This window comes from Vibrio fortis (genome assembly GCF_024347475.1).
GTDB lineage: Bacteria > Pseudomonadota > Gammaproteobacteria > Enterobacterales > Vibrionaceae > Vibrio > Vibrio fortis.
This window is the reverse complement of record NZ_AP025488.1, coordinates 1,613,226-1,631,334: the sequence shown is the minus strand read 5'-3', so window position 1 is coordinate 1,631,334 and position 18,109 is coordinate 1,613,226. Positions and strand designations below refer to the sequence as shown.

Here is an 18,109-nt window from a genome sequence, read left to right as displayed (position 1 = left end):
AGCCTAGCGATTTACAGGCATTTCAGGTAGCATCTCGCCCCTTTTCTAGCTTGGGGGATATGATTGATGTTCATCGGATTTGACTATGGAACGGCAAACTGCTCAGTTGCTGCAATGATCGAAGGGGCGCCTCGTCTTTTGCCTCTTGAAGGTGATAACTACTATATTCCCTCTACGGTGTTCGCTCCTACACGTGAGAGTGTCTCTGAACACTTGTTCCGTCACCTGAACATTAAACCAAGTGATGCTATTGGTGAGCAGGTTCTGCGCCGTGCCATTGCGGCTAACCGAGAAGAAAGTATCGACTTAGTACCAGAAGATATGGCGTTTGGACAAGCCGCGTTGGATCTATACCTTGAAGATCCAAGAGACGTTTATTACGTGAAGTCTCCGAAGTCATTTTTGGGCGCTAGTGGCTTACACGATGTTCAAGTGAGCTTCTTTGAGGATTTGGTGTGCGCCATGATGGCGAACATTAAACAGCAAGCTGAACGCTCGACGCAGTGTGCAATTGACCAAGCCGTAATCGGTCGTCCAATCAACTTTCATGGTCGTGGCGGTGAAGAAGCCAACCAACAAGCTGAGCGTATATTGACTCGAGCTGCGACGAGAGCAGGCTTCTCAGATATTGCGTTTCAGTTTGAACCAGTAGCGGCGGGGCTGGAGTACGAGAGCACGCTTACTCACAATCAGACTGTTCTAGTCGTTGATATTGGCGGTGGTACGACAGACTGCTCATTGCTTGAGATGGGGCCGACTTGGGCAGGGAACGCCGACCGAAGTGCAAGCTTATTGGCTCATAGTGGTCAGCGTGTCGGTGGTAATGATCTGGATATCTATCTTGCCTTCAAACGCTTGATGCATCCTTTCGGTATGACCAGCAAAAGCATATCTGGTATCGATATGCCATTGACGCAATTCTGGAACCCAATTGCGATTAACAATGTTGAAGCCCAAAAGAACTTTTACTCCCGAGAAAACCTAGCCGCGTTGAAGCTGTTGCGCAAAGAGGCGGCTGAACCGGAAAAGCTTGATAGGCTAATGCGTGTTTATCATGACACCTTAGGTTACAGCATTGTAAGACGTGCAGAAGAAGCTAAGATTGCCCTTGCAGACAGTCGTGAGTATCGAACGGCAATTCAGGTCGCGTCGGAGTTGGTTGAAGTTGATATCTCTGTCGATCAGATGGTTGAAGCGATTGATACCCCAAAAGCTAAGATGATTGAATTGGTTAAAGAAGCAATTCAACAAGGACAGAAAGTACCAGATGTTATTTATATGACAGGGGGCTCTGCACGCTCTCCAATTCTTCGTCAGGCAGTAGAGCAAGCGGTGCCTAATGTACCTATCGTGAGTGGCAACTATTTTGGTTCCGTTACCGCAGGGCTTGCTCGTTGGGCAGAAACTTGCTTTAAGTAAAGCATAATAAGCCAATGATATTGTTAGCGAAAAGCAACCTTTCCCCAAGGTTGCTTTTTTGTATCTGGGTAATACTGCTGCGAGTTCAGGCTTTGACTTAATAAACCATTTGGAATGATTGGGGACGCTAATAAATTACACGCTGCTAAAAAATTCGGCATGTTACATAATGTTGCGAAATGTTTCCTGGTGGAGTTTGAAATTGATAGAGGAAATTGTGAGGTGAATATCCATTGCTAAATTTTGATTTTAAATTCAAAGATAAGTTTTTATAACTATATATGTTTTCAACTTTTCTGCGCGTTTTGTTTTTATAATGCTTTGTTATTATGTGGTTTTTTGTTTTATCTAGTTCTGTTTGTTTTATTTTATATATTTTAATGCAACTTTTTTGTCATTCATCGCTTACGGTTGCCTCACTTGTTAAATGAAGGTAACAACTTCGGTTTCGGCTAGAGGTTGTTAGTGAGTAAACACCCCAAGTTACAAATGGATATGACAATGAATAAGAAACTTTTAGCGCTTGCTGTTTCTGGCGCTGTATTTGGTACACAGGCAGTTGCAGTAGAACTTTACAACGAAGACGGCACAACATTTGATGTTGGTGGTCACGTTTCTGTAAACGTAAACGGTTCTGAGAAAGAAGATGCTTCAGTAGGCTCAAACTCTCCTCGTATTAACTTTAACGCTACTCAAGATCTTGGTAACGGCTTTACAGCAGACGCTAAAGGTGAATGGCAACTAAATTACCTTGACGGTGGTGACGATACATTCGCAACTCGTCTTGGTTACATTGGTTTAACTCACGATGACTTTGGCCGTGCAGTAGTTGGTACTCAATGGGCACCATATTACGATGTAGCAAGCGTTACAGATATGCCAATTGCTTACGCGAATGACTTCTTATACGACAACCACGGTGCTTTAGGCACTGGTCGTGCAGATAAGATGGTGAGCTACCGCAACGCAATCCAACTTGGTGATGCTGGCGAATTTAGTTTCGGTTTAGGCTGGCAGGGTGACAACACTGTAACTACAGATGTTTATGATGATACAGATCCAACAGATATCGTTCACTCGCGTGTAACAGTTGATTACGGTGACCGTGTTCAAGCTACGCTAGGTTACTCTATTGCTGGCGTTAAGCTAGGCTACGCATTTAGTACTGGCGACTACAAAGAGTTTGGTTCAGCTTCGAAAACCGCTGAATCTCACCTTGTATCTGCAGCATACGGTACTTACGGCTCAGGTTTATACTTAGCTGGTATCTACGCGTCTAATGAAAACATGAACGTTGGTCTAGAAGAGAGTACTGCTTACGAACTTCTAGCTGCATACGGTCTTTCGAACAGCCTAAACCTAAGCGTGAACTACGAAACAGTTGAAGGTGAAGCAACGAAAGGTGCAGCAACGGAAACTTCTCGTGAAGAACTAGCATTGCAAGCTGAGTACAACTTCACTAGCAACATCGTTGGTTACACCGGTTACCAATTTGATCTGAAAAGCGAATCTGGTTACAAGTCTGACGACAAATGGACTATCGGTGCTCGTTACTACCTATAAGCCAATACTAATTCAGCATAGTGTTTACTCCCAAGAGTATTACCCCTCTTAGGATACTGTCCTAAACACTTGCTAGGCCCCTTCCAATCGAAAGGTTGGAAGGGGCTGCTTTATTCTATCTACGAAAAACTTCTTATTTGTTAAGCGCATCCAGACTGCGCTTAAGATCAGATATTTGAAACAAGCTGTTAGGTTGTCAAAGATTCTTCATCATTGATCAGTTAAACTCGTTGCTCGATTAATGGTCAGGGAAAGACAATGAGCAACACTCATTCAGAACAGCAGTGGCAGGACACCAAAATTACCGCAACACCAAGCAAAGTGGTTTGTATCGGTCGAAACTATGTTGATCACATTGAAGAGTTGAACAACGCTATCCCTGAACATATGGTCGTCTTCAACAAGCCAAGTACCTGTGTGACCTCAACCTTAACCTCTTTTCATCAAGAAGCGCTCCATTACGAAGCTGAGATCTGTTTTATTGTCGAACAAGGGCAATATGTCGCAGTAGGTTTAGGCTTAGATCTTACTAAGCGTGAATTGCAGAGCTACTTAAAAGGGAAGGGCTTGCCATGGGAGAGAGCTAAGGCATTTGATGGCTCTGCAGTACTCAGTCGTTTTGTATCCCTAGACGGATTTGATTTGTCGGATCTTAACTTAGAGCTCTTTATCAATTGTATTCGAGTACAGAAAGGACATGTCTCTCAGATGCTTTACCCACCACAAACCATTCTTGAAGAGTTGAGTTCCTACACTACGTTACTTGATGGTGATGTGGTTATGACAGGCACACCTAAAGGCGTAGGAGAGGTTCATCAAGGCGATCTATTCTTGGGACGCTTGAAGTGTGGTGAGCAAACCTTAGTTGAGATCGAGTGGGTCGCCAAGTAACTGAGCAACTATGTAACTAAGAAACTATGTAACTAAGTAAAAGAATCAGATAAATAGGCCATCAATTCAAAGGCTCTACGCACCTGCTTTTTGGGCTGCTGATAACAAACTCCCGTCTACAGATACTAGGTAATTAGCGAATAACGTTGAATAATTGTTCCCAGATGGTTTTTTATTCGTTAAATGATCAAGGTTTTAACTGATTGCATCTAGTGTAAAGCGCTTTGTTGATATAAAATCCGCCGTCTTTTTTATGTCAGCGCACTATCTAATGATCGATCTAGCCATTCTTCCTGTTTACTTAACTGCCGTCGTTGCATTGCTTCTTCTTCCTGGTCCTGACATGCTACTGATCGCCAGCTCTAGTATGAGTTATGGTCGAAAGGTCGGATTGTTTGCGAGCTTAGGTAACGCGACGTCAGGAATCATTTTGACGGTTTTGGCGGCGATGGGGGTATCGGCATTGATAGCGATGAGCCCACTCGCCCTAAAAGCACTGCATCTATTAGGTGGCGCATATCTGCTTAAAATGGGGTGGGATTGTCTGCGCTCGGATCAAGGTGATGCGCCGGAGCTTAGTGACAATTCGGCAGCCAAAGCGTATTACCAAAGAGCGTTGATCAGTAATCTGCTGAATCCAAAAGCTCTTGTCTTTTTCGTGATGTTTTTACCTCAGTTTGTTTCAACCAATATTGAAGCTACATCGGGTGAACAAATGCTTGTATTGGGTTTGCTGCTCAACCTGTTGGGTTTGACCTTTAACTTTTTGCTGGTTGCATTAGCGGGTACCTTAGGTAAGCCACTATTGGAAAACGCGAAGTTTAGAACCTATCAGCAGAAAGTGATGGGCGGCGTGTTTGTGATTTTGTCACTGTGGATGTTGTCTTCGTTCTTTAATTAGCGCTAATCAAACATAAAAATGGACGCCGGAGCGTCCATTATTGTATCTATCGGTTGAGTTCTGCTTGGTGCTGCTTAATCAGTTGGTTCATATAAGTTTCACCGCGCTGTACCGCTTCGGTGTAGCTTTCACCTTGTTCATAAGTAGTTATGGTCTCGTAGTAAACCTTCACTTTTGGCTCAGTGCCTGAAGGTCGAACTATAATCCGAGATCCGTCTTCAAGGTGATAAATGAGCACATCACTGGCAGGAAGATTGATCGCTTCCGTAGCACCACCGACAGTAACACGCAGCGACGATTGCAGGTCTTCAATGACTTTTATCGCAATACCATTAATGGTCGTTGGCTGCTGACTTCGTAGCTTAGAACCGATGGAAGGGGCCGTTGGATCAAGCGCAATGCTGCGTTGAGCATTCGTATACAGTCCGTGTTGCATGTAAATGTCAGCCAGTAGATCCCACACCGTCTTACCTTGTGATTTGAGTTCTTCTACAAGCTGAGCAAATACCACTAGAGCCGAAAGGCCATCTTTATCGCGAACTAGTGTTCCCATTGTGTAGCCAAGCGCTTCTTCATAGGCAAACAAGAATTCGTTGTTGTCATCTTCGAGCTGCATACCCACGTTGGTCAGCCACTTAAAGCCGGTTAACGTTTGGAAGTATTTTGCTCCGTTCGTATTAGCTACTTTTTCTAGCAAGGTTGAAGAGACGATACTGTTACCGACAAGCTGCGTTTTGGCATGTGATTTGGCTGATAAGTATTGCGCAAAAAGCACCCCGACTTGGTCTCCAGTCAACATTTTGTAGCCACCGTCTGGAAGTTTGACTGCAACCGCAAATCGGTCTGCATCAGGGTCGTTGGCACAAGCGATATCGGCATCGACACTTTCCGCTAATTGGACAACTAGGTCCATAGCCCCTTTTTCTTCTGGGTTAGGGAAGTTGACCGTTGGGAAATGCCCGTCTGGTTCACGCTGTTCGGCAACACTGAATACTTTGTGGAAGCCGTTGTCATGGAGTAGATCTTCGGCCATTTGTGCGCCGACGCCATGCATCGCCGTGTATGCGATCACCGTTTCTAAATCTGAACCTTGTTTGCTGATAAAAGAAGCCTGATTTACGGCTTGGCGATAAGCTTGATAATACTCTTCTGTTAACCAAACCAGTTTCTCATCTTGTTCTGCATCGCTTAAGCTCATCAGAGGGATAGGTTTGGTAGCAGCAATATCGATCTCCGCTGCGATACCGCTATCGTGAGGTGGGATGATTTGCGCACCATTTTCCCAGTACACCTTGAAACCATTATATTCCGGTGGGTTATGGCTCGCTGTGACCACGATGCCTGCGGCAGCCCCAAAACGTTCGATACCAAAGGCTACGATAGGTGTCGCGGCTACCTTGCTAGTCAGGTAAACCTTAAATCCAAGTGCACACAAGACAGACGCGGTATCAGTCGCGAATTGTTTTGAATCCAGTCGACCGTCGTAGCCAATAACAACGCCACGTTGAAGAGCTTGTGGGACATGGTCAGCTAAATAGTGGCCTAAGCCTGTCGCTGTCTCTTGAATAACCAAGCGGTTCATTCGATTTGGACCACAGCCCACTTTGCCGCGTAAACCTGCTGTACCAAATTCCAATCGTTGACTGAACCTATCGCTAATTTCATCGTGATTCTTTTCATCAATGAGCAGTTGAAGTTCTTCGCGAGTTCTTGGATCTGGGTCTCTCGCCAACCAGTTCATGGCATCTTGCATATTCATTAACCTTCTCGTTTTAAATCGGCTTGGTCATTAATCTAATTGATATTCATTCGCATTACCTTGAAGGCAATCGTAAAACTTGTGCAAACAGTGATAAAGGTTCGATTTTTTTGTAGAAGCACAAATTAAATAATTGAGCATTTAGTAACTAATGTGACCTTGAATATTTGAGTATCGATAACTAGCCTTTTACATAAATATAACAAAAAGTAACAACTTCGCTGTTTTTGAACCTTTTATCGAGTTTGCTCGTAGCTTTTAACAGGTAGCAGCGTTAGCAATTGCGAATAACAATTGCCTGTCGGTCTGATTCCAAGCCTTTCAATTTTTGTCGGCGTTTGCCGTTTGATAGCTCGCACATATCCAATATGGATGGATAGAGGAGAGATCTTTTGAAACGATTACTGCTGAGGTATGTACTGCTTGTCACTAGTAGTATGTCACTGTTACTGACTCCACTTGCTCAAGCGACGAGTGAGTACAATATGACGCAAGGTGTAACGGAGATTAGTGGCAAGGTATACGAGCTGCACATGCTGATCTTCTATATATGCTGCGCCATCGCGTTTGTTGTTTTTGGGGTGATGTTTTATTCGATCCTGAGACACAGGAAGTCGAAGGGAGCGGTCGCCGCGCATTTTCATGAAAGCACCAAAGTTGAAATTATTTGGACCGTCATTCCCATCATTATTCTTATCGCCATGGCGATACCAGCAACCAAGACCTTGATTGCTATGGAAGATACTTCTCAATCTGACATCACTATCAAAATTACAGGATCGCAATGGAAGTGGCACTACAGCTACTTCGGCGAAGATGTTGAGTATTTCAGCCTATTAGCAACCAGTGATAAAGAGATAGAAGGTATCGAAGCGAAGGGCGCGCACTACTTGTTAGAAGTAGACAAACCCCTTGTGCTGCCAATCAATCGTAAAGTACGTTTCTTGATGACTTCAGATGACGTGATTCATTCGTGGTGGGTACCTGCGTTTGCTGTCAAAAAAGACACTATTCCGGGATTCATTAACGAGGCATGGACAAAAATAGATGAACCAGGTGTTTATCGTGGTCAATGTGCCGAGTTGTGTGGGCGTGCTCATGGCTTCATGCCAATTGTGGTCCAAGCCATGGAAGAAGACGAATTTGATGCGTGGTTGGTGGATCAGAAAGCCCTCGCGATTGCTGAGGCTCAGGCTGCTAAGGAGGCATTAGACGCGTCACTTTCTTTAGAAGAATTGAATACGATTGGTGAGCAAGTTTATGCATCCCGCTGTGCTGTGTGTCACCAAGCAAATGGTGAAGGGATACCAGGGGCATTTCCTGCAATTAAAGGCAGTCCGATTGCTCTAGGGAATGTATCGGAGCACATCGATGTTATTGTCTATGGCCGTTCTGGAACTGCAATGCAGGCCTTTGATAATCAACTCACTGAAAAAGAGATCGCTGCTGTCATTACCTATCAACGTAATGCTTGGGGGAACGACACTGGTGACGTTGTTCAAGCGTCAGATATTAATGCTTACAAGCAGCAAGTTGAGGGCGGTGGCGAAGATGCCGCAACCGACTCGAGTTCAACGTCGAATAGCAAGGAGGCGATATGAGTTCACCTATTGATAAGCCGGTGAAATCAGCCCCGGCGGAAGATTTGGCGGCTAGCCATACTGCAGATGACGTAATTGACGCGCCCGAACATGACCATCATGCGGCACCTAAAGGTTGGGCGAGATGGCTCTACTCAACAAACCATAAAGATATAGGCACGCTTTATTTGTGGTTTAGTTTCGCGATGTTCCTAACTGGCGGCGCGATGGCGATGGTGATTCGTGCCGAACTATTTCAACCTGGATTACAGCTAGTCGAGCCTGATTTTTTCAATCAGATGACCACAGTTCACGGATTGATCATGGTGTTTGGTGCGGTAATGCCCGCGTTTACGGGGCTTGCTAACTGGATGATTCCGATGATGATCGGCGCGCCTGATATGGCTTTGCCTCGAATGAACAACCTCAGTTTTTGGATCCTTCCTTTTGCTTTTCTCATTTTAATCGGATCTTTGTTTACTGAAGGTGGTGGTCCCAGCTTTGGTTGGACTTTCTATGCTCCTTTATCGACAACCTACGGGCCCGATAGTACGGCGCTGTTTGTGTTCTCAGTTCATATCATGGGTATCAGTTCGATCATGGGCGCGATTAATGTGATTGTTACTATCGTCAACATGCGAGCACCAGGAATGACTTGGTTCAAACTGCCAATGTTCGTCTGGACATGGTTGATCACTGCGTTCTTGCTGATAGCTGTGATGCCGGTTCTCGCAGGTGCGGTAACTATGGTGTTAACAGATAAGTACTTTGGGACGAGTTTCTTTGATGCTGCTGGCGGGGGAGACCCTGTGATGTTCCAACATATCTTCTGGTTCTTTGGGCATCCAGAGGTGTACATCATGATCTTGCCATCGTTTGGTATTGTTTCAGCGATTATTCCGGCTTTCAGTGGTAAGCGCTTGTTCGGGTATCATTCAATGGTTTACGCAACGTGTAGTATTGCGATTTTGTCTTTCTTGGTGTGGGCACACCATATGTTCACGACCGGGATGCCAGTCTTCGCCGAGCTGTTCTTTATGTACTGTACCATGTTGATTGCTGTGCCTACAGGGGTGAAGGTATTTAACTGGGTGGCGACCATGTGGCGGGGGGCGCTCACCTTCGAAACTCCAATGCTATTTGCTATCGCCTTCATTGTCCTGTTTACCATCGGTGGCTTCTCTGGTTTGATGTTGGCGATTGTTCCAGCCGACTTTCAATATCATGACACCTACTTTGTGGTTGCCCATTTCCACTATGTTCTGGTGACGGGGGCGGTGTTCTCCATCATGGCAGCGGCTTACTATTGGCTTCCCAAATGGACTGGCAACATGTACGACCACAAATTGAGCTTGTGGCACTTCTGGACGTCGGTCATTTCCGTGAATGTTCTGTTCTTCCCTATGCACTTCCTTGGTTTAGCAGGGATGCCGCGCCGTATTCCAGACTACGCCATCCAGTTTGCAGACGTAAACCAAGTGGTATCGATTGGTGGCTTTGCCTTCGGCTTATCGCAGTTGATTTTCTTATGGTTAGTCATTAAATGCATCAAAGGTGGAGAGCCAGCAGAGAGTAAACCTTGGGAAAGAGCGGAAGGGCTAGAGTGGACAGTACCAAGTCCAGCACCGCATCACACCTTTACACATCCACCAAAAGTGGACTGAGGTGAGCTATGAACAAGCAATCGCAAGACGAACATACACAGACTCAAAATAACACTACAAAGCGGTCAACTAAGAAACTGACGGCTTATTTGGTGCTGAGTGTGATTGGCATGTTCGGTTTTGGGTTTGCTTTGGTACCACTGTATGACGTGATGTGTGAAGCGTTGGGCATCAATGGCAAAACGAATACGGTGTCCGCGGTTCAGCCACAAGGTATGCAACCTGATTACAGTCGCACCGTGCGAGTTGAGTTCATGTCACATATTAAACCTGACATGCCATGGCGATTTGAGCCAGAGAAGCGCGTGCTTGAAGTTCACCCTGGTGAAGTGATTCAGACTAACTACATCGCGACCAATATGTCTGGATTGAGTCTAGTTGGGCAAGCGGTGCCATCTGTGTCTCCGGGGAACGGAGCGACCTATTTTAACAAGATGGAATGCTTCTGCTTTAACCAGCAACCATTGAATGCAAAGCAGAGTACAGAGATGGGATTGATCTTCTATATTGAGCCTAATATTCCAGAGTCGATTCATACCCTAACACTCTCTTATACCTTATTTAATATTACTGATGGGACGTCATCAGAGCAGGATGTAGTCGCAAAAAACTGAGTCGTCGCAAGAACCTGTATCAACAAAAGGAGTTGAGCAATGAGTTCTAAAAAGGAAATCTACTTTGTTCCGCATCAGAGTCACTGGCCCTTGGTTGGGGCTGTAGCGTTATTCCTTGTCGCCTTGGGATCAGGGTTAACGGTGCAAAACATGGGCACTGACGCAGCTGGCGGAGTGTTTGGCAAAGTCACCTTGATTCTGGGTTTTGCGGTGCTGCTTTATATGTTGGCAGGTTGGTTTAGCAATGTGATTACCGAGTCGTTAAGTGGTCTTTACTCAGAGCAAATATCGCGTTCCTTTCGACAAGGTATGAGCTGGTTTATCTTTTCCGAAATCATGTTTTTTGGCGCGTTCTTTGGTGCGCTATTTTATGCGCGAATGATCTCTGTGCCGTGGTTGGGTGGTGCCGGGAACAATGAGATGACACATGAGGTATTGTGGCCAATGTTCCAGTCGATGTGGCCATTAACAACGACCCCCGATGGTGTTACGACTCAAGCAATGTCTTGGCAAGGGCTGCCTCTGAAAAACACCGTCATTTTATTGCTCTCTTCTGTAACCCTCCATATGGCGCACTTGAGTCTCGAAAAGAACAAACGCATGGCTCTGACTGTTTGGTTGGAAATAACAATTGTGCTCGCTGGTTTCTTTCTGTTCTTTCAAGCAGAAGAGTATATCCACGCCTATCAAGAGATGAACCTGACGCTGCAGTCAGGCATTTACGGTAATACCTTCTTTTTGCTCACAGGATTTCATGGATTACATGTTTGCTTAGGAACGATTTTCCTGATTGTGCTGTTGGGACGTGTAGCAAAAGATCACTTTACGCCTAAAGACCATTTTGCTTTCCAAGCGGGAAGTTGGTATTGGCACTTTGTTGATGTGGTTTGGTTGGGCTTGTTTATCTTCGTTTATGTTCTGTAATGGGGCTAAGTATTTAGGCATTTGGGTATTAAGGTATATACGCTTAACCGATTAGTAAGGACGTGGATTGGGAGTAATCAAGCCTGTTGCCATAGCAAGGAGCAGTAAAACCACCACAATAGCTGAGAAGAAAACACGTCGCCCGAGGAAGTGACTGAGCTGTTTGCCATTATGTTTACCTGACGAGAACTGAAACAGCGCTTTCATCAGGTTAAAGGCAATAACAAACAGCAGGACGACTAAAAGGACTTTAAACAAGATTACGGATGTGGATGAAACCATGGTGTTAACCCCTAATGAAGCAAATCATCAAAACAATCAACGCCGATATGTTGGCGTGTGGGTGGTTGCTTTCTTAACTGTGGTTTCTGTCGGTCTATTAATCAAGTTAGGGTTATGGCAAAGGGAACGTGGTTTCGAGAAGCAGCAACTAGAACAGCATTTAGCTATGAGAGCAACCCAGCCGAGCAAGCCACTGGCGTCCGTGTTGGCAGATTGGAAAAAATGGGTGAACAGCATCGAGAGCAATGAGCTTTCTTCGATGGAACTGAGTAAGAGCACCGTCGAAGATGAGTACTTAAAAATGCTGAATGGAACTAAGGTGATCGTTAACTTTGCTCAGGAAAGTGGACCAATGTTTTTGCTGGATAACCAAACTCACAAAGGGAGTGTTGGTTACATTCTGTATCAGTTAATGCCCATTACCGGCTTTTCAGAACCCAAACATATATTGGTGGATTTAGGGTTTGTAAAAGCGAACAAAACGCGTAGTGAGCTTCCGGTGATTGATTTGCCTGCAATACCTCGACAAACCTCGGGTCGCTTGTACTTCCGCTCTACTAATCCTCTGAGCTCAGAGTTGGCTCTAGAGGAGACCGAACCAAAGCGTATTCAGAATCTGAATATTGAGGCGATATCGGTATATACCTCGACAGATATTCTTCCAGTCTTGTTTCAACCTTTTTACGATGAAACATGGCCTTATGAATTGCTATGGCGACCAACAGCGATGAAGTCAGAAAAGCACTTTGGTTATTCAGTGCAGTGGTTTTCAATGGCGGCAGTGTTATCGGGATTAATGCTGTTGATTGGCTACCGTTTTATCAGCAAACGCAGTAAAGGGGAGAGTCGCTATGAAGAGTGATGAACAAGCGGCGTTTGAGAAAAAGCGCCGCAAAGGACGATTGCTACTCATTGGTCTGGTGGTCATCTTCGCGTTGCCTGCCATTATTGCCAAAACCGTCTTAGATCAGCATTGGTATAACGAAGGAGCGACCAACAGCGGATTGCTTGTTGAACCTAGGGTTACTCTCGACGATCTCTCTATTGATTTTGAAGATCCAAATAAGGGGTGGTTGATTGGTTACATTGCACCAAATGAATGTGACCAATTGTGTGAACAGCAACTTCACTACATCAAGCAGAGTCATGTAGCACTTGGCAAAAATCGTGAACGCGTTACCCCGGTGATTTTTTTATCGAGTTTTAAAGGCAACAGCGCTGATGAACAGACGTCTTTTACGCAAGTGGCGGGCAACAAAATGCTCACAGACCGACTCGGTGAAGCTTCGATCGTAGTGATTGATCCCTTAGGTCAGTTAGTCATGGTGTACGAGAGTGTGAGCCAGTCAGAGGAGTTGGTGCCTCAATCAAAAGGCTTGATTCATGATTTGAGGAAGTTACTGAAATTGTCTCGAGTCGGCTAAGCGCTAAAGAGAAGAGCGAGTTGTTTCACAACAGGTAGGGAGAGCGATATTGATGATGAATTCAACCCCTAGGCCATTGCTATTACTAGTTAAAGTGAGCTTGATTCTAACGCTTATTGTGATTGTATTGGGCGCTTATACTCGTCTATCTGATGCCGGTTTAGGTTGTCCTGATTGGCCGGGATGTTATGGCAAACTCGTCGTTCCATCGAGCGAATCTGCTGTTGCTAACGCAAACCTAGAATACCCAGAGCGTGTTCTGGAGGCAGATAAAGCTTGGATAGAGATGGTGCATCGTTATTTTGCGGGAACGTTAGGGTTGCTGATTTTTGCGATTACCGCTTGGAGCATATCTAAACGCGTTACTCCAATTGGATTGCCGCTACTTATTGCCGCAACGGTTATTTTTCAAGCGCTGCTCGGAATGTGGACGGTCACGCTGAAACTGATGCCTGTTATTGTGATGGCACACCTTATGGGAGGGTTTACTTTACTCTCTTTGCTTAGCTTGTTGCACTGTCGATTAAATAAGGTTGGGCAGGGGTTTGCACCATTCAAATCTCTTTGGTTGCGATTCTGGGCAAGTATAAGTTTGGTTGTGGTGATAGGTCAGATCTTGCTCGGGGGTTGGACTTCGTCGAATTACGCGGCACTCGTTTGTACTCAGCTGCCTATTTGTGAGGGTAACTGGCTGGCCTACCTAGATTTTGATAAGGCGTTCGATCTTTGGCAACGTGGTCACGACAATTATGAGTTTGGTGTATTGGAGTACCCAGCGCGTTTGACGATTCATGTTATGCATCGGTTTGGTGCTATGGCCGCCGTATTGGTTGTATTAATCACGGTTTATCAACTCTGGTCTCAAGCTGGGCATGGTCAAAGAAAACTCGGTGCTATTTTAGCTTTTGTGCTGTTCTGTCAGGTAGGGCTTGGCATTAGTAATGTCTGGTTCCACTTACCTATTTCGGTTGCAGTGATGCACAACTTGGTCGCGGCACTGTTATTGGTGACTTTAGTCGTGACAAATTTCTTAGTGTGGCAGCGCCAAACGAGAGACTTTTTATTGAAGGGAAGCGCATTAGGCGGAGGTAAGCATGGCTAGTAGAACGGATACGCATAATCAATTTGTACCATCGTCTAACACTACTGTTCGAGAAAAAGCCGCATGGAGAGTCTACCTGACTCTCACCAAGCCCAAGGTCGTTGCGCTGATGTTACTTACGGCGCTGGTAGGGATGTGTCTAGCGGTGCCTAACGGACTGCCCATTCAACAGACGCTCGTGGGGCTTATTGGCATTGGTCTCATGGCTGGATCAGCAGCGGCCTTTAATCACCTCATTGATAGACGAATTGATGGGCAGATGAGTCGGACAAGTCGAAGACCATTACCCTCTGGCGAGCTTAGTAGCACTCGCGTGTTTCTTTTTGCAGCAGCGATCGGTGTTATCGGTTTTGTTGCTTTGGTGGTGTGGGTAAATGCTCTCACAGCTTGGTTAACTTTTGCGAGCTTGTTAGGTTATGCGGTGGTTTATACCATGTACCTCAAGCGAGCGACGCCTCAAAACATTGTTATCGCGGGTATTGCTGGTGCGATGCCGCCTTTACTGGGCTGGACGGCTGTAACTAATGAGTTGCATTCTCACGCTTGGTTGTTAGTGATGATTATCTTCATTTGGACACCTCCACACTTTTGGGCATTGGCGATTCATCGAAGAGATGAGTATGCAAAGGTCAATATTCCTATGCTGCCTGTGACGCATGGGATTGAATACACCAAGACATCCATTTTGCTCTATACATTGCTTCTTAGCGTAGTGTGTATTTTGCCAGTACTGGTGGGGATGAGCGGTTGGATTTATCTTAGCGCTTCGCTACTGCTAAATGGTGGGTTTATCTATCATGCTTGGGTTCTTAAGTATCGCAGTAACCCCAGCAGCGCGATGCAAACTTTCAAGTTTTCCATTTATCACTTAATGGTGTTGTTTGCTGCACTATTGCTTGATCACTACCTTTTATAAACTGCAACAATATTGGAGTTAATGGCGAAGTGCCTTGTATGTATTTATTGCGTGTATACGAGGTACTTTGTCGTTGATAACACAATCAGAGGCGGCATACTCTCGTAAAAAACTGAGTTCATAACAAAACCAAACCTTTGGGTTTCACTAACCTTACGTTGACATTATTTCAATAGAAATTAGCACAATTAATAGGTCTGAATTATACAAAGGGACCCCCATGGAGTTTACTGATCTGGATAGGGATGCACTCTATCAAACTTGGATGTCACAAAAATCGCGCATGCGACTGACTCAAATGGAATTTTCTAAGAAGTTAGGCATGAATCAACTTGCCTTCTCAAGAATGCTAAGAGGTGAAACACCACTGACGATGTCTTTTGTTAGTCAGTTCTGTCGTTTGCTACACCTTGAACCTAAGAACATTCTTCCATCGTTAAAAGAGGGCAGTGAAGGGCCTAAGATCGTCTATTTACAAAGCAGAATGAGCGTCGATGGTGAGATCCAAAATGCTTATATTGAAGGTAATCAGGTGGTCGTTGAATATGCACACACGGTGAAAACCAACTAACTTTAGAAATTGATCGTATATTACTAATAAATTTTCGACATTTCTTTTATATATGGTATAGCATTCTTTGTTGATTCAGTTAATGACCGAGTGCTTATATGCGATTTCTAAAATACTTCCTTCTGGTTGCCATCAGTATGACTCTTTTTGGGTGTGCTGGTGGCCCAATCCAAAAAGCCACTAAATTCACTTCTTATGAAGACTTCACCTCAGGTCCAGACGGCGGTGTCGACCTAGTATGGGCTCGCATTGGTCTGCGCGATGTAGATCGCCTACAGAACAAATTAGATGAGTATGATTCAGTAGTGATTGACCAAATCTTCGTGTTGACCGAAGAGGGTTCGATAGATTCTGATGACGTCCAAGAATTAACGGATCACATGTTAGAGCGCTTGACCGAAAGAATTTCCCAATACAAAACGGTTGTTAGTGAGCCTAATGGTCGTAGCTTGAGGATTAGTATCGCGTTGAGCAATGTCGAAACGCCTAATCCTATCTTAGCAGTGACGAGCAGCGTGTTGCCTTTCGGTTTAGCCATGTCAACGATCTCTAAGGTGGCCACTGGTGAGCACACCAATGTGGGGAGTGCCAGTATTGAGTTGTTGGTCAGTGATGCGCAAGATGGCACGCCACTGTTTGCCGCTATTGATCGCCAAGCAGGAAACAAAGATTTCTCAACGATGATTGACTCCCTTGATGACGCTAAAGATGCGATTAATTACTGGGTTGAACGTTTAGGTGTTACTCTAGCTAACAGAGAATAATCTGAATAAGACAGCATGATGCTAGACAAAGAAAATTTGATGAAATTGGCTCGAGTACAGATGCCATTTGGAAAGTACACAGGGCGAGTGCTGATAGACCTTCCGGAAGAATATTTGCTGTGGTTTGACAAGAAAGGTTTCCCTAACGGGGAGCTTGGAGACTTGTTGAAGCTCTGTTTGGCGTTGAAAATTGAAGGGCTAGACAGCGTAGTTAAGCCTCTGAAAAGAATGTAAAGCGTAAAATAGCTGGCAAATGTCAGCTGTTTTTTTATTCAAATATTGATGGTAGTAAAGCTGATTGTCTTCTAAGTGTCTGTAAAATAATTGCTTAATTGCGATGTAAAATTAATTGTACGAAGTGTTTTTAATGTAAAACATAAAAAAAATTGCGTTTTTTTTAAATTAGTGATTGAAACTCTCGTTTTTCCTAGATAAGTTACAGGGAACAAGACGATAAGCGCCGATGTAAAAATTGTGCACACAAAATGTACACTCGGCTCAAGGATAGAAATAGGAAGAAGTAAGCAATGTTTCAAACAGATGATGTACGAATTAATAAAGTAAAAGAGTTATTACCCCCTGTTGCGGTACTAGAAAAGTTTCCTGCGACAGAAGTTGCTTCTTCTACAACTTTTGAAAGCCGTAAAGCGATTCATAATATTTTGGAAGATAAAGATGATCGCCTGCTTGTGATCGTTGGTCCGTGTTCTATTCACGATCCAGAAGCGGCACTTGAGTATGGCAAGCGTTTGAAAGTACTGCGTGATGAGCTGGGTGATCGTCTAGAAATCGTAATGCGTGTTTACTTTGAGAAGCCACGTACTACAGTCGGTTGGAAAGGCCTAATCAACGACCCATACATGGATGACACGTTTAAGCTAAATGACGGCTTGCGTATGGGCCGTAAACTTCTGCTAGACCTAACAGACATGGGTATGCCAACCGCAAGTGAATTCCTAGATATGATCACGCCACAATACGTAGCGGATTTGATCAGCTGGGGTGCAATTGGCGCTCGAACAACGGAATCACAAGTTCACCGTGAGCTAGCATCTGGTCTTTCTTGCCCAGTTGGCTTTAAGAATGGCACTGATGGCAACATCAAGATCGCGACCGACGCTATTCGTTCTGCGAGCTCATCTCACCACTTCTTATCTGTAACTAAATACGGTCACTCTGCTATCGTAGAAACTGCAGGTAATCCAGACTGTCATATTATTCTGCGTGGAGGTAAAGAGCCAAACTACAGCGCAGAGCACGTAGCTAAGATCAAACAAGAACTTGAAGCATCAGGTCTGCCACAAAAAGTGATGATTGATTTCAGCCACGCAAACAGTTCTAAGCAATTTAAGCGTCAATTGAATGTTTCAGACGACGTTAGCGCACAAATCGCTGGCGGTGATGCTGCTGTATTCGGTGTGATGATTGAGTCACACCTAGTTGAAGGTCGCCAAGATCTTGTTGATGGCAAGGTAGAAACTTACGGTCAATCAATCACTGATGCTTGTATTGGTTGGGAAGACACAGAAACTGTTTTGCGTCAGCTGGCGGATGCAGTTGAGAGTCGTCGTAACAAGTAATATTGTTGGCTGAATAACAAAAACCTTGCTGTCTCGCAGCAAGGTTTTTTTGTTTTCTGACCTAGAAAAGTCGAGAACCGCTTTTTTTAAAATATAGGTATACCATAAACCGTTGACTTACCGTATTGGTGATGGTTAAATAAAATGATGTTCGA

18 protein-coding genes are annotated in these 18,109 nt (G+C 44.7%); 16 read left to right on the top strand and 2 right to left on the bottom strand.

What is annotated here, in order from left to right; translation table 11 throughout:
- Positions 1–66 precede the first annotated feature (66 nt).
- The 4 genes from yegD (at position 67) to OCV50_RS21655 (ending at position 4,774) form a co-directional block, all read left to right on the top strand.
- Entirely contained in the window at positions 67–1,419 is a 1,353-nt protein-coding gene (yegD, locus tag OCV50_RS21670) for a molecular chaperone (protein ID WP_261904654.1), read from the top strand.
- Positions 1,420–1,920: 501 nt separating this feature from the next.
- Entirely contained in the window at positions 1,921–2,982 is a 1,062-nt protein-coding gene (locus tag OCV50_RS21665; protein ID WP_261904653.1) for a porin, read from the top strand.
- A gap of 258 nt (positions 2,983–3,240) precedes the next feature.
- Entirely contained in the window at positions 3,241–3,873 is a 633-nt protein-coding gene (locus tag OCV50_RS21660; protein WP_261904652.1) for a fumarylacetoacetate hydrolase family protein, read from the top strand.
- 271 nt (positions 3,874–4,144) lie between these two features.
- Positions 4,145–4,774 carry a LysE family translocator gene (locus OCV50_RS21655; protein ID WP_261904651.1) on the top strand — a complete coding sequence of 210 codons (630 nt, stop codon included), beginning with the start codon at positions 4,145–4,147 and terminating at the stop codon, positions 4,772–4,774.
- Positions 4,775–4,820: 46 nt separating this feature from the next.
- Here the strand turns inward: OCV50_RS21655 and OCV50_RS21650 are convergent, their stop codons facing one another.
- Positions 4,821–6,527, bottom strand: a complete 1,707-nt coding sequence (locus OCV50_RS21650; protein ID WP_261905250.1) for a phospho-sugar mutase — start codon at positions 6,525–6,527, stop codon at positions 4,821–4,823.
- 398 nt (positions 6,528–6,925) lie between these two features.
- Here OCV50_RS21650 and coxB point away from each other — a divergent pair, with 398 nt between their 5' ends.
- From coxB to OCV50_RS21630, 4 genes are read left to right on the top strand one after another with little or no spacing between them, the layout of a single operon-like run.
- Positions 6,926–8,134, top strand: coding sequence for a cytochrome c oxidase subunit II (gene coxB, locus OCV50_RS21645; protein ID WP_261904650.1), 1,209 nt, complete (start codon positions 6,926–6,928; stop codon positions 8,132–8,134).
- Positions 8,131–9,777: a cytochrome c oxidase subunit I gene (ctaD, locus tag OCV50_RS21640; RefSeq protein ID WP_239840326.1), complete on the top strand. Its 1,647-nt coding sequence runs from the start codon at positions 8,131–8,133 to the stop codon at positions 9,775–9,777. The genes coxB and ctaD overlap by 4 nt, the downstream gene beginning before the upstream one ends.
- An 8-nt stretch (positions 9,778–9,785) precedes the next feature.
- Positions 9,786–10,391, top strand: coding sequence for a cytochrome c oxidase assembly protein (locus tag OCV50_RS21635; protein WP_261904649.1), 606 nt, complete (start codon positions 9,786–9,788; stop codon positions 10,389–10,391).
- 39 nt (positions 10,392–10,430) lie between these two features.
- Entirely contained in the window at positions 10,431–11,315 is an 885-nt protein-coding gene (locus tag OCV50_RS21630; RefSeq protein ID WP_261904648.1) for a cytochrome c oxidase subunit 3, read from the top strand.
- Positions 11,316–11,366: 51 nt separating this feature from the next.
- Here the strand turns inward: OCV50_RS21630 and OCV50_RS21625 are convergent, their stop codons facing one another.
- Positions 11,367–11,597 carry a DUF2909 domain-containing protein gene (locus OCV50_RS21625; protein ID WP_239840323.1) on the bottom strand — a complete coding sequence of 77 codons (231 nt, stop codon included), beginning with the start codon at positions 11,595–11,597 and terminating at the stop codon, positions 11,367–11,369.
- On the opposite strand from OCV50_RS21625, the gene OCV50_RS21620 reads away from it, so the two are divergent.
- The 8 genes from OCV50_RS21620 to aroG all read left to right on the top strand — a co-directional run bounded on the left by OCV50_RS21620 (position 11,596) and on the right by aroG (position 17,954).
- Positions 11,596–12,459 (top strand): SURF1 family protein, encoded by an 864-nt coding sequence (locus OCV50_RS21620; protein WP_315974655.1) that lies wholly within the window; start codon positions 11,596–11,598, stop codon positions 12,457–12,459. The two genes, OCV50_RS21625 and OCV50_RS21620, sit on opposite strands and share 2 nt — an antisense overlap.
- Complete coding sequence (locus tag OCV50_RS21615) at positions 12,449–13,021, top strand: hypothetical protein (protein ID WP_261904647.1); 573 nt, start codon at positions 12,449–12,451, stop codon at positions 13,019–13,021. The genes OCV50_RS21620 and OCV50_RS21615 overlap by 11 nt, the downstream gene beginning before the upstream one ends.
- Before the next feature lie 52 nt (positions 13,022–13,073).
- Positions 13,074–14,123 carry a COX15/CtaA family protein gene (locus OCV50_RS21610; protein WP_261904646.1) on the top strand — a complete coding sequence of 350 codons (1,050 nt, stop codon included), beginning with the start codon at positions 13,074–13,076 and terminating at the stop codon, positions 14,121–14,123.
- Positions 14,116–15,039, top strand: coding sequence for a heme o synthase (cyoE, locus tag OCV50_RS21605; protein ID WP_261904645.1), 924 nt, complete (start codon positions 14,116–14,118; stop codon positions 15,037–15,039). The genes OCV50_RS21610 and cyoE overlap by 8 nt, the downstream gene beginning before the upstream one ends.
- 220 nt (positions 15,040–15,259) lie before the next feature.
- Positions 15,260–15,610, top strand: coding sequence for a helix-turn-helix domain-containing protein (locus OCV50_RS21600; protein WP_239840319.1), 351 nt, complete (start codon positions 15,260–15,262; stop codon positions 15,608–15,610).
- 98 nt (positions 15,611–15,708) lie between these two features.
- Positions 15,709–16,374: a DUF3313 domain-containing protein gene (locus tag OCV50_RS21595; protein WP_239840318.1), complete on the top strand. Its 666-nt coding sequence runs from the start codon at positions 15,709–15,711 to the stop codon at positions 16,372–16,374.
- A gap of 18 nt (positions 16,375–16,392) precedes the next feature.
- Positions 16,393–16,608 carry a DUF3820 family protein gene (locus tag OCV50_RS21590; protein WP_261904644.1) on the top strand — a complete coding sequence of 72 codons (216 nt, stop codon included), beginning with the start codon at positions 16,393–16,395 and terminating at the stop codon, positions 16,606–16,608.
- A gap of 293 nt (positions 16,609–16,901) precedes the next feature.
- Positions 16,902–17,954: a 3-deoxy-7-phosphoheptulonate synthase AroG gene (gene aroG, locus OCV50_RS21585; RefSeq protein ID WP_150868654.1), complete on the top strand. Its 1,053-nt coding sequence runs from the start codon at positions 16,902–16,904 to the stop codon at positions 17,952–17,954.
- Positions 17,955–18,109 lie beyond the last annotated feature (155 nt).

Coding starts and splice junctions, on each gene's coding strand:
- OCV50_RS21610 (WP_261904646.1), top strand. CDS start 13,074: ATGATGAATTCAACCCCTAGGCCATTGCTATTACTAGTTAAAGTGAGC.
- ctaD (WP_239840326.1), top strand. CDS start 8,131: ATGAGTTCACCTATTGATAAGCCGGTGAAATCAGCCCCGGCGGAAGAT.
- OCV50_RS21630 (WP_261904648.1), top strand. CDS start 10,431: ATGAGTTCTAAAAAGGAAATCTACTTTGTTCCGCATCAGAGTCACTGG.
- OCV50_RS21615 (WP_261904647.1), top strand. CDS start 12,449: ATGAAGAGTGATGAACAAGCGGCGTTTGAGAAAAAGCGCCGCAAAGGA.
- OCV50_RS21660 (WP_261904652.1), top strand. CDS start 3,241: ATGAGCAACACTCATTCAGAACAGCAGTGGCAGGACACCAAAATTACC.
- OCV50_RS21620 (WP_315974655.1), top strand. CDS start 11,596: ATGGTGTTAACCCCTAATGAAGCAAATCATCAAAACAATCAACGCCGA.
- aroG (WP_150868654.1), top strand. CDS start 16,902: ATGTTTCAAACAGATGATGTACGAATTAATAAAGTAAAAGAGTTATTA.
- cyoE (WP_261904645.1), top strand. CDS start 14,116: ATGGCTAGTAGAACGGATACGCATAATCAATTTGTACCATCGTCTAAC.
- OCV50_RS21600 (WP_239840319.1), top strand. CDS start 15,260: ATGGAGTTTACTGATCTGGATAGGGATGCACTCTATCAAACTTGGATG.
- OCV50_RS21595 (WP_239840318.1), top strand. CDS start 15,709: ATGCGATTTCTAAAATACTTCCTTCTGGTTGCCATCAGTATGACTCTT.
- OCV50_RS21655 (WP_261904651.1), top strand. CDS start 4,145: ATGATCGATCTAGCCATTCTTCCTGTTTACTTAACTGCCGTCGTTGCA.
- yegD (WP_261904654.1), top strand. CDS start 67: ATGTTCATCGGATTTGACTATGGAACGGCAAACTGCTCAGTTGCTGCA.
- OCV50_RS21635 (WP_261904649.1), top strand. CDS start 9,786: ATGAACAAGCAATCGCAAGACGAACATACACAGACTCAAAATAACACT.
- OCV50_RS21665 (WP_261904653.1), top strand. CDS start 1,921: ATGAATAAGAAACTTTTAGCGCTTGCTGTTTCTGGCGCTGTATTTGGT.
- OCV50_RS21650 (WP_261905250.1), bottom strand. CDS start 6,527: ATGCAAGATGCCATGAACTGGTTGGCGAGAGACCCAGATCCAAGAACT.
- OCV50_RS21625 (WP_239840323.1), bottom strand. CDS start 11,597: ATGGTTTCATCCACATCCGTAATCTTGTTTAAAGTCCTTTTAGTCGTC.
- OCV50_RS21590 (WP_261904644.1), top strand. CDS start 16,393: ATGCTAGACAAAGAAAATTTGATGAAATTGGCTCGAGTACAGATGCCA.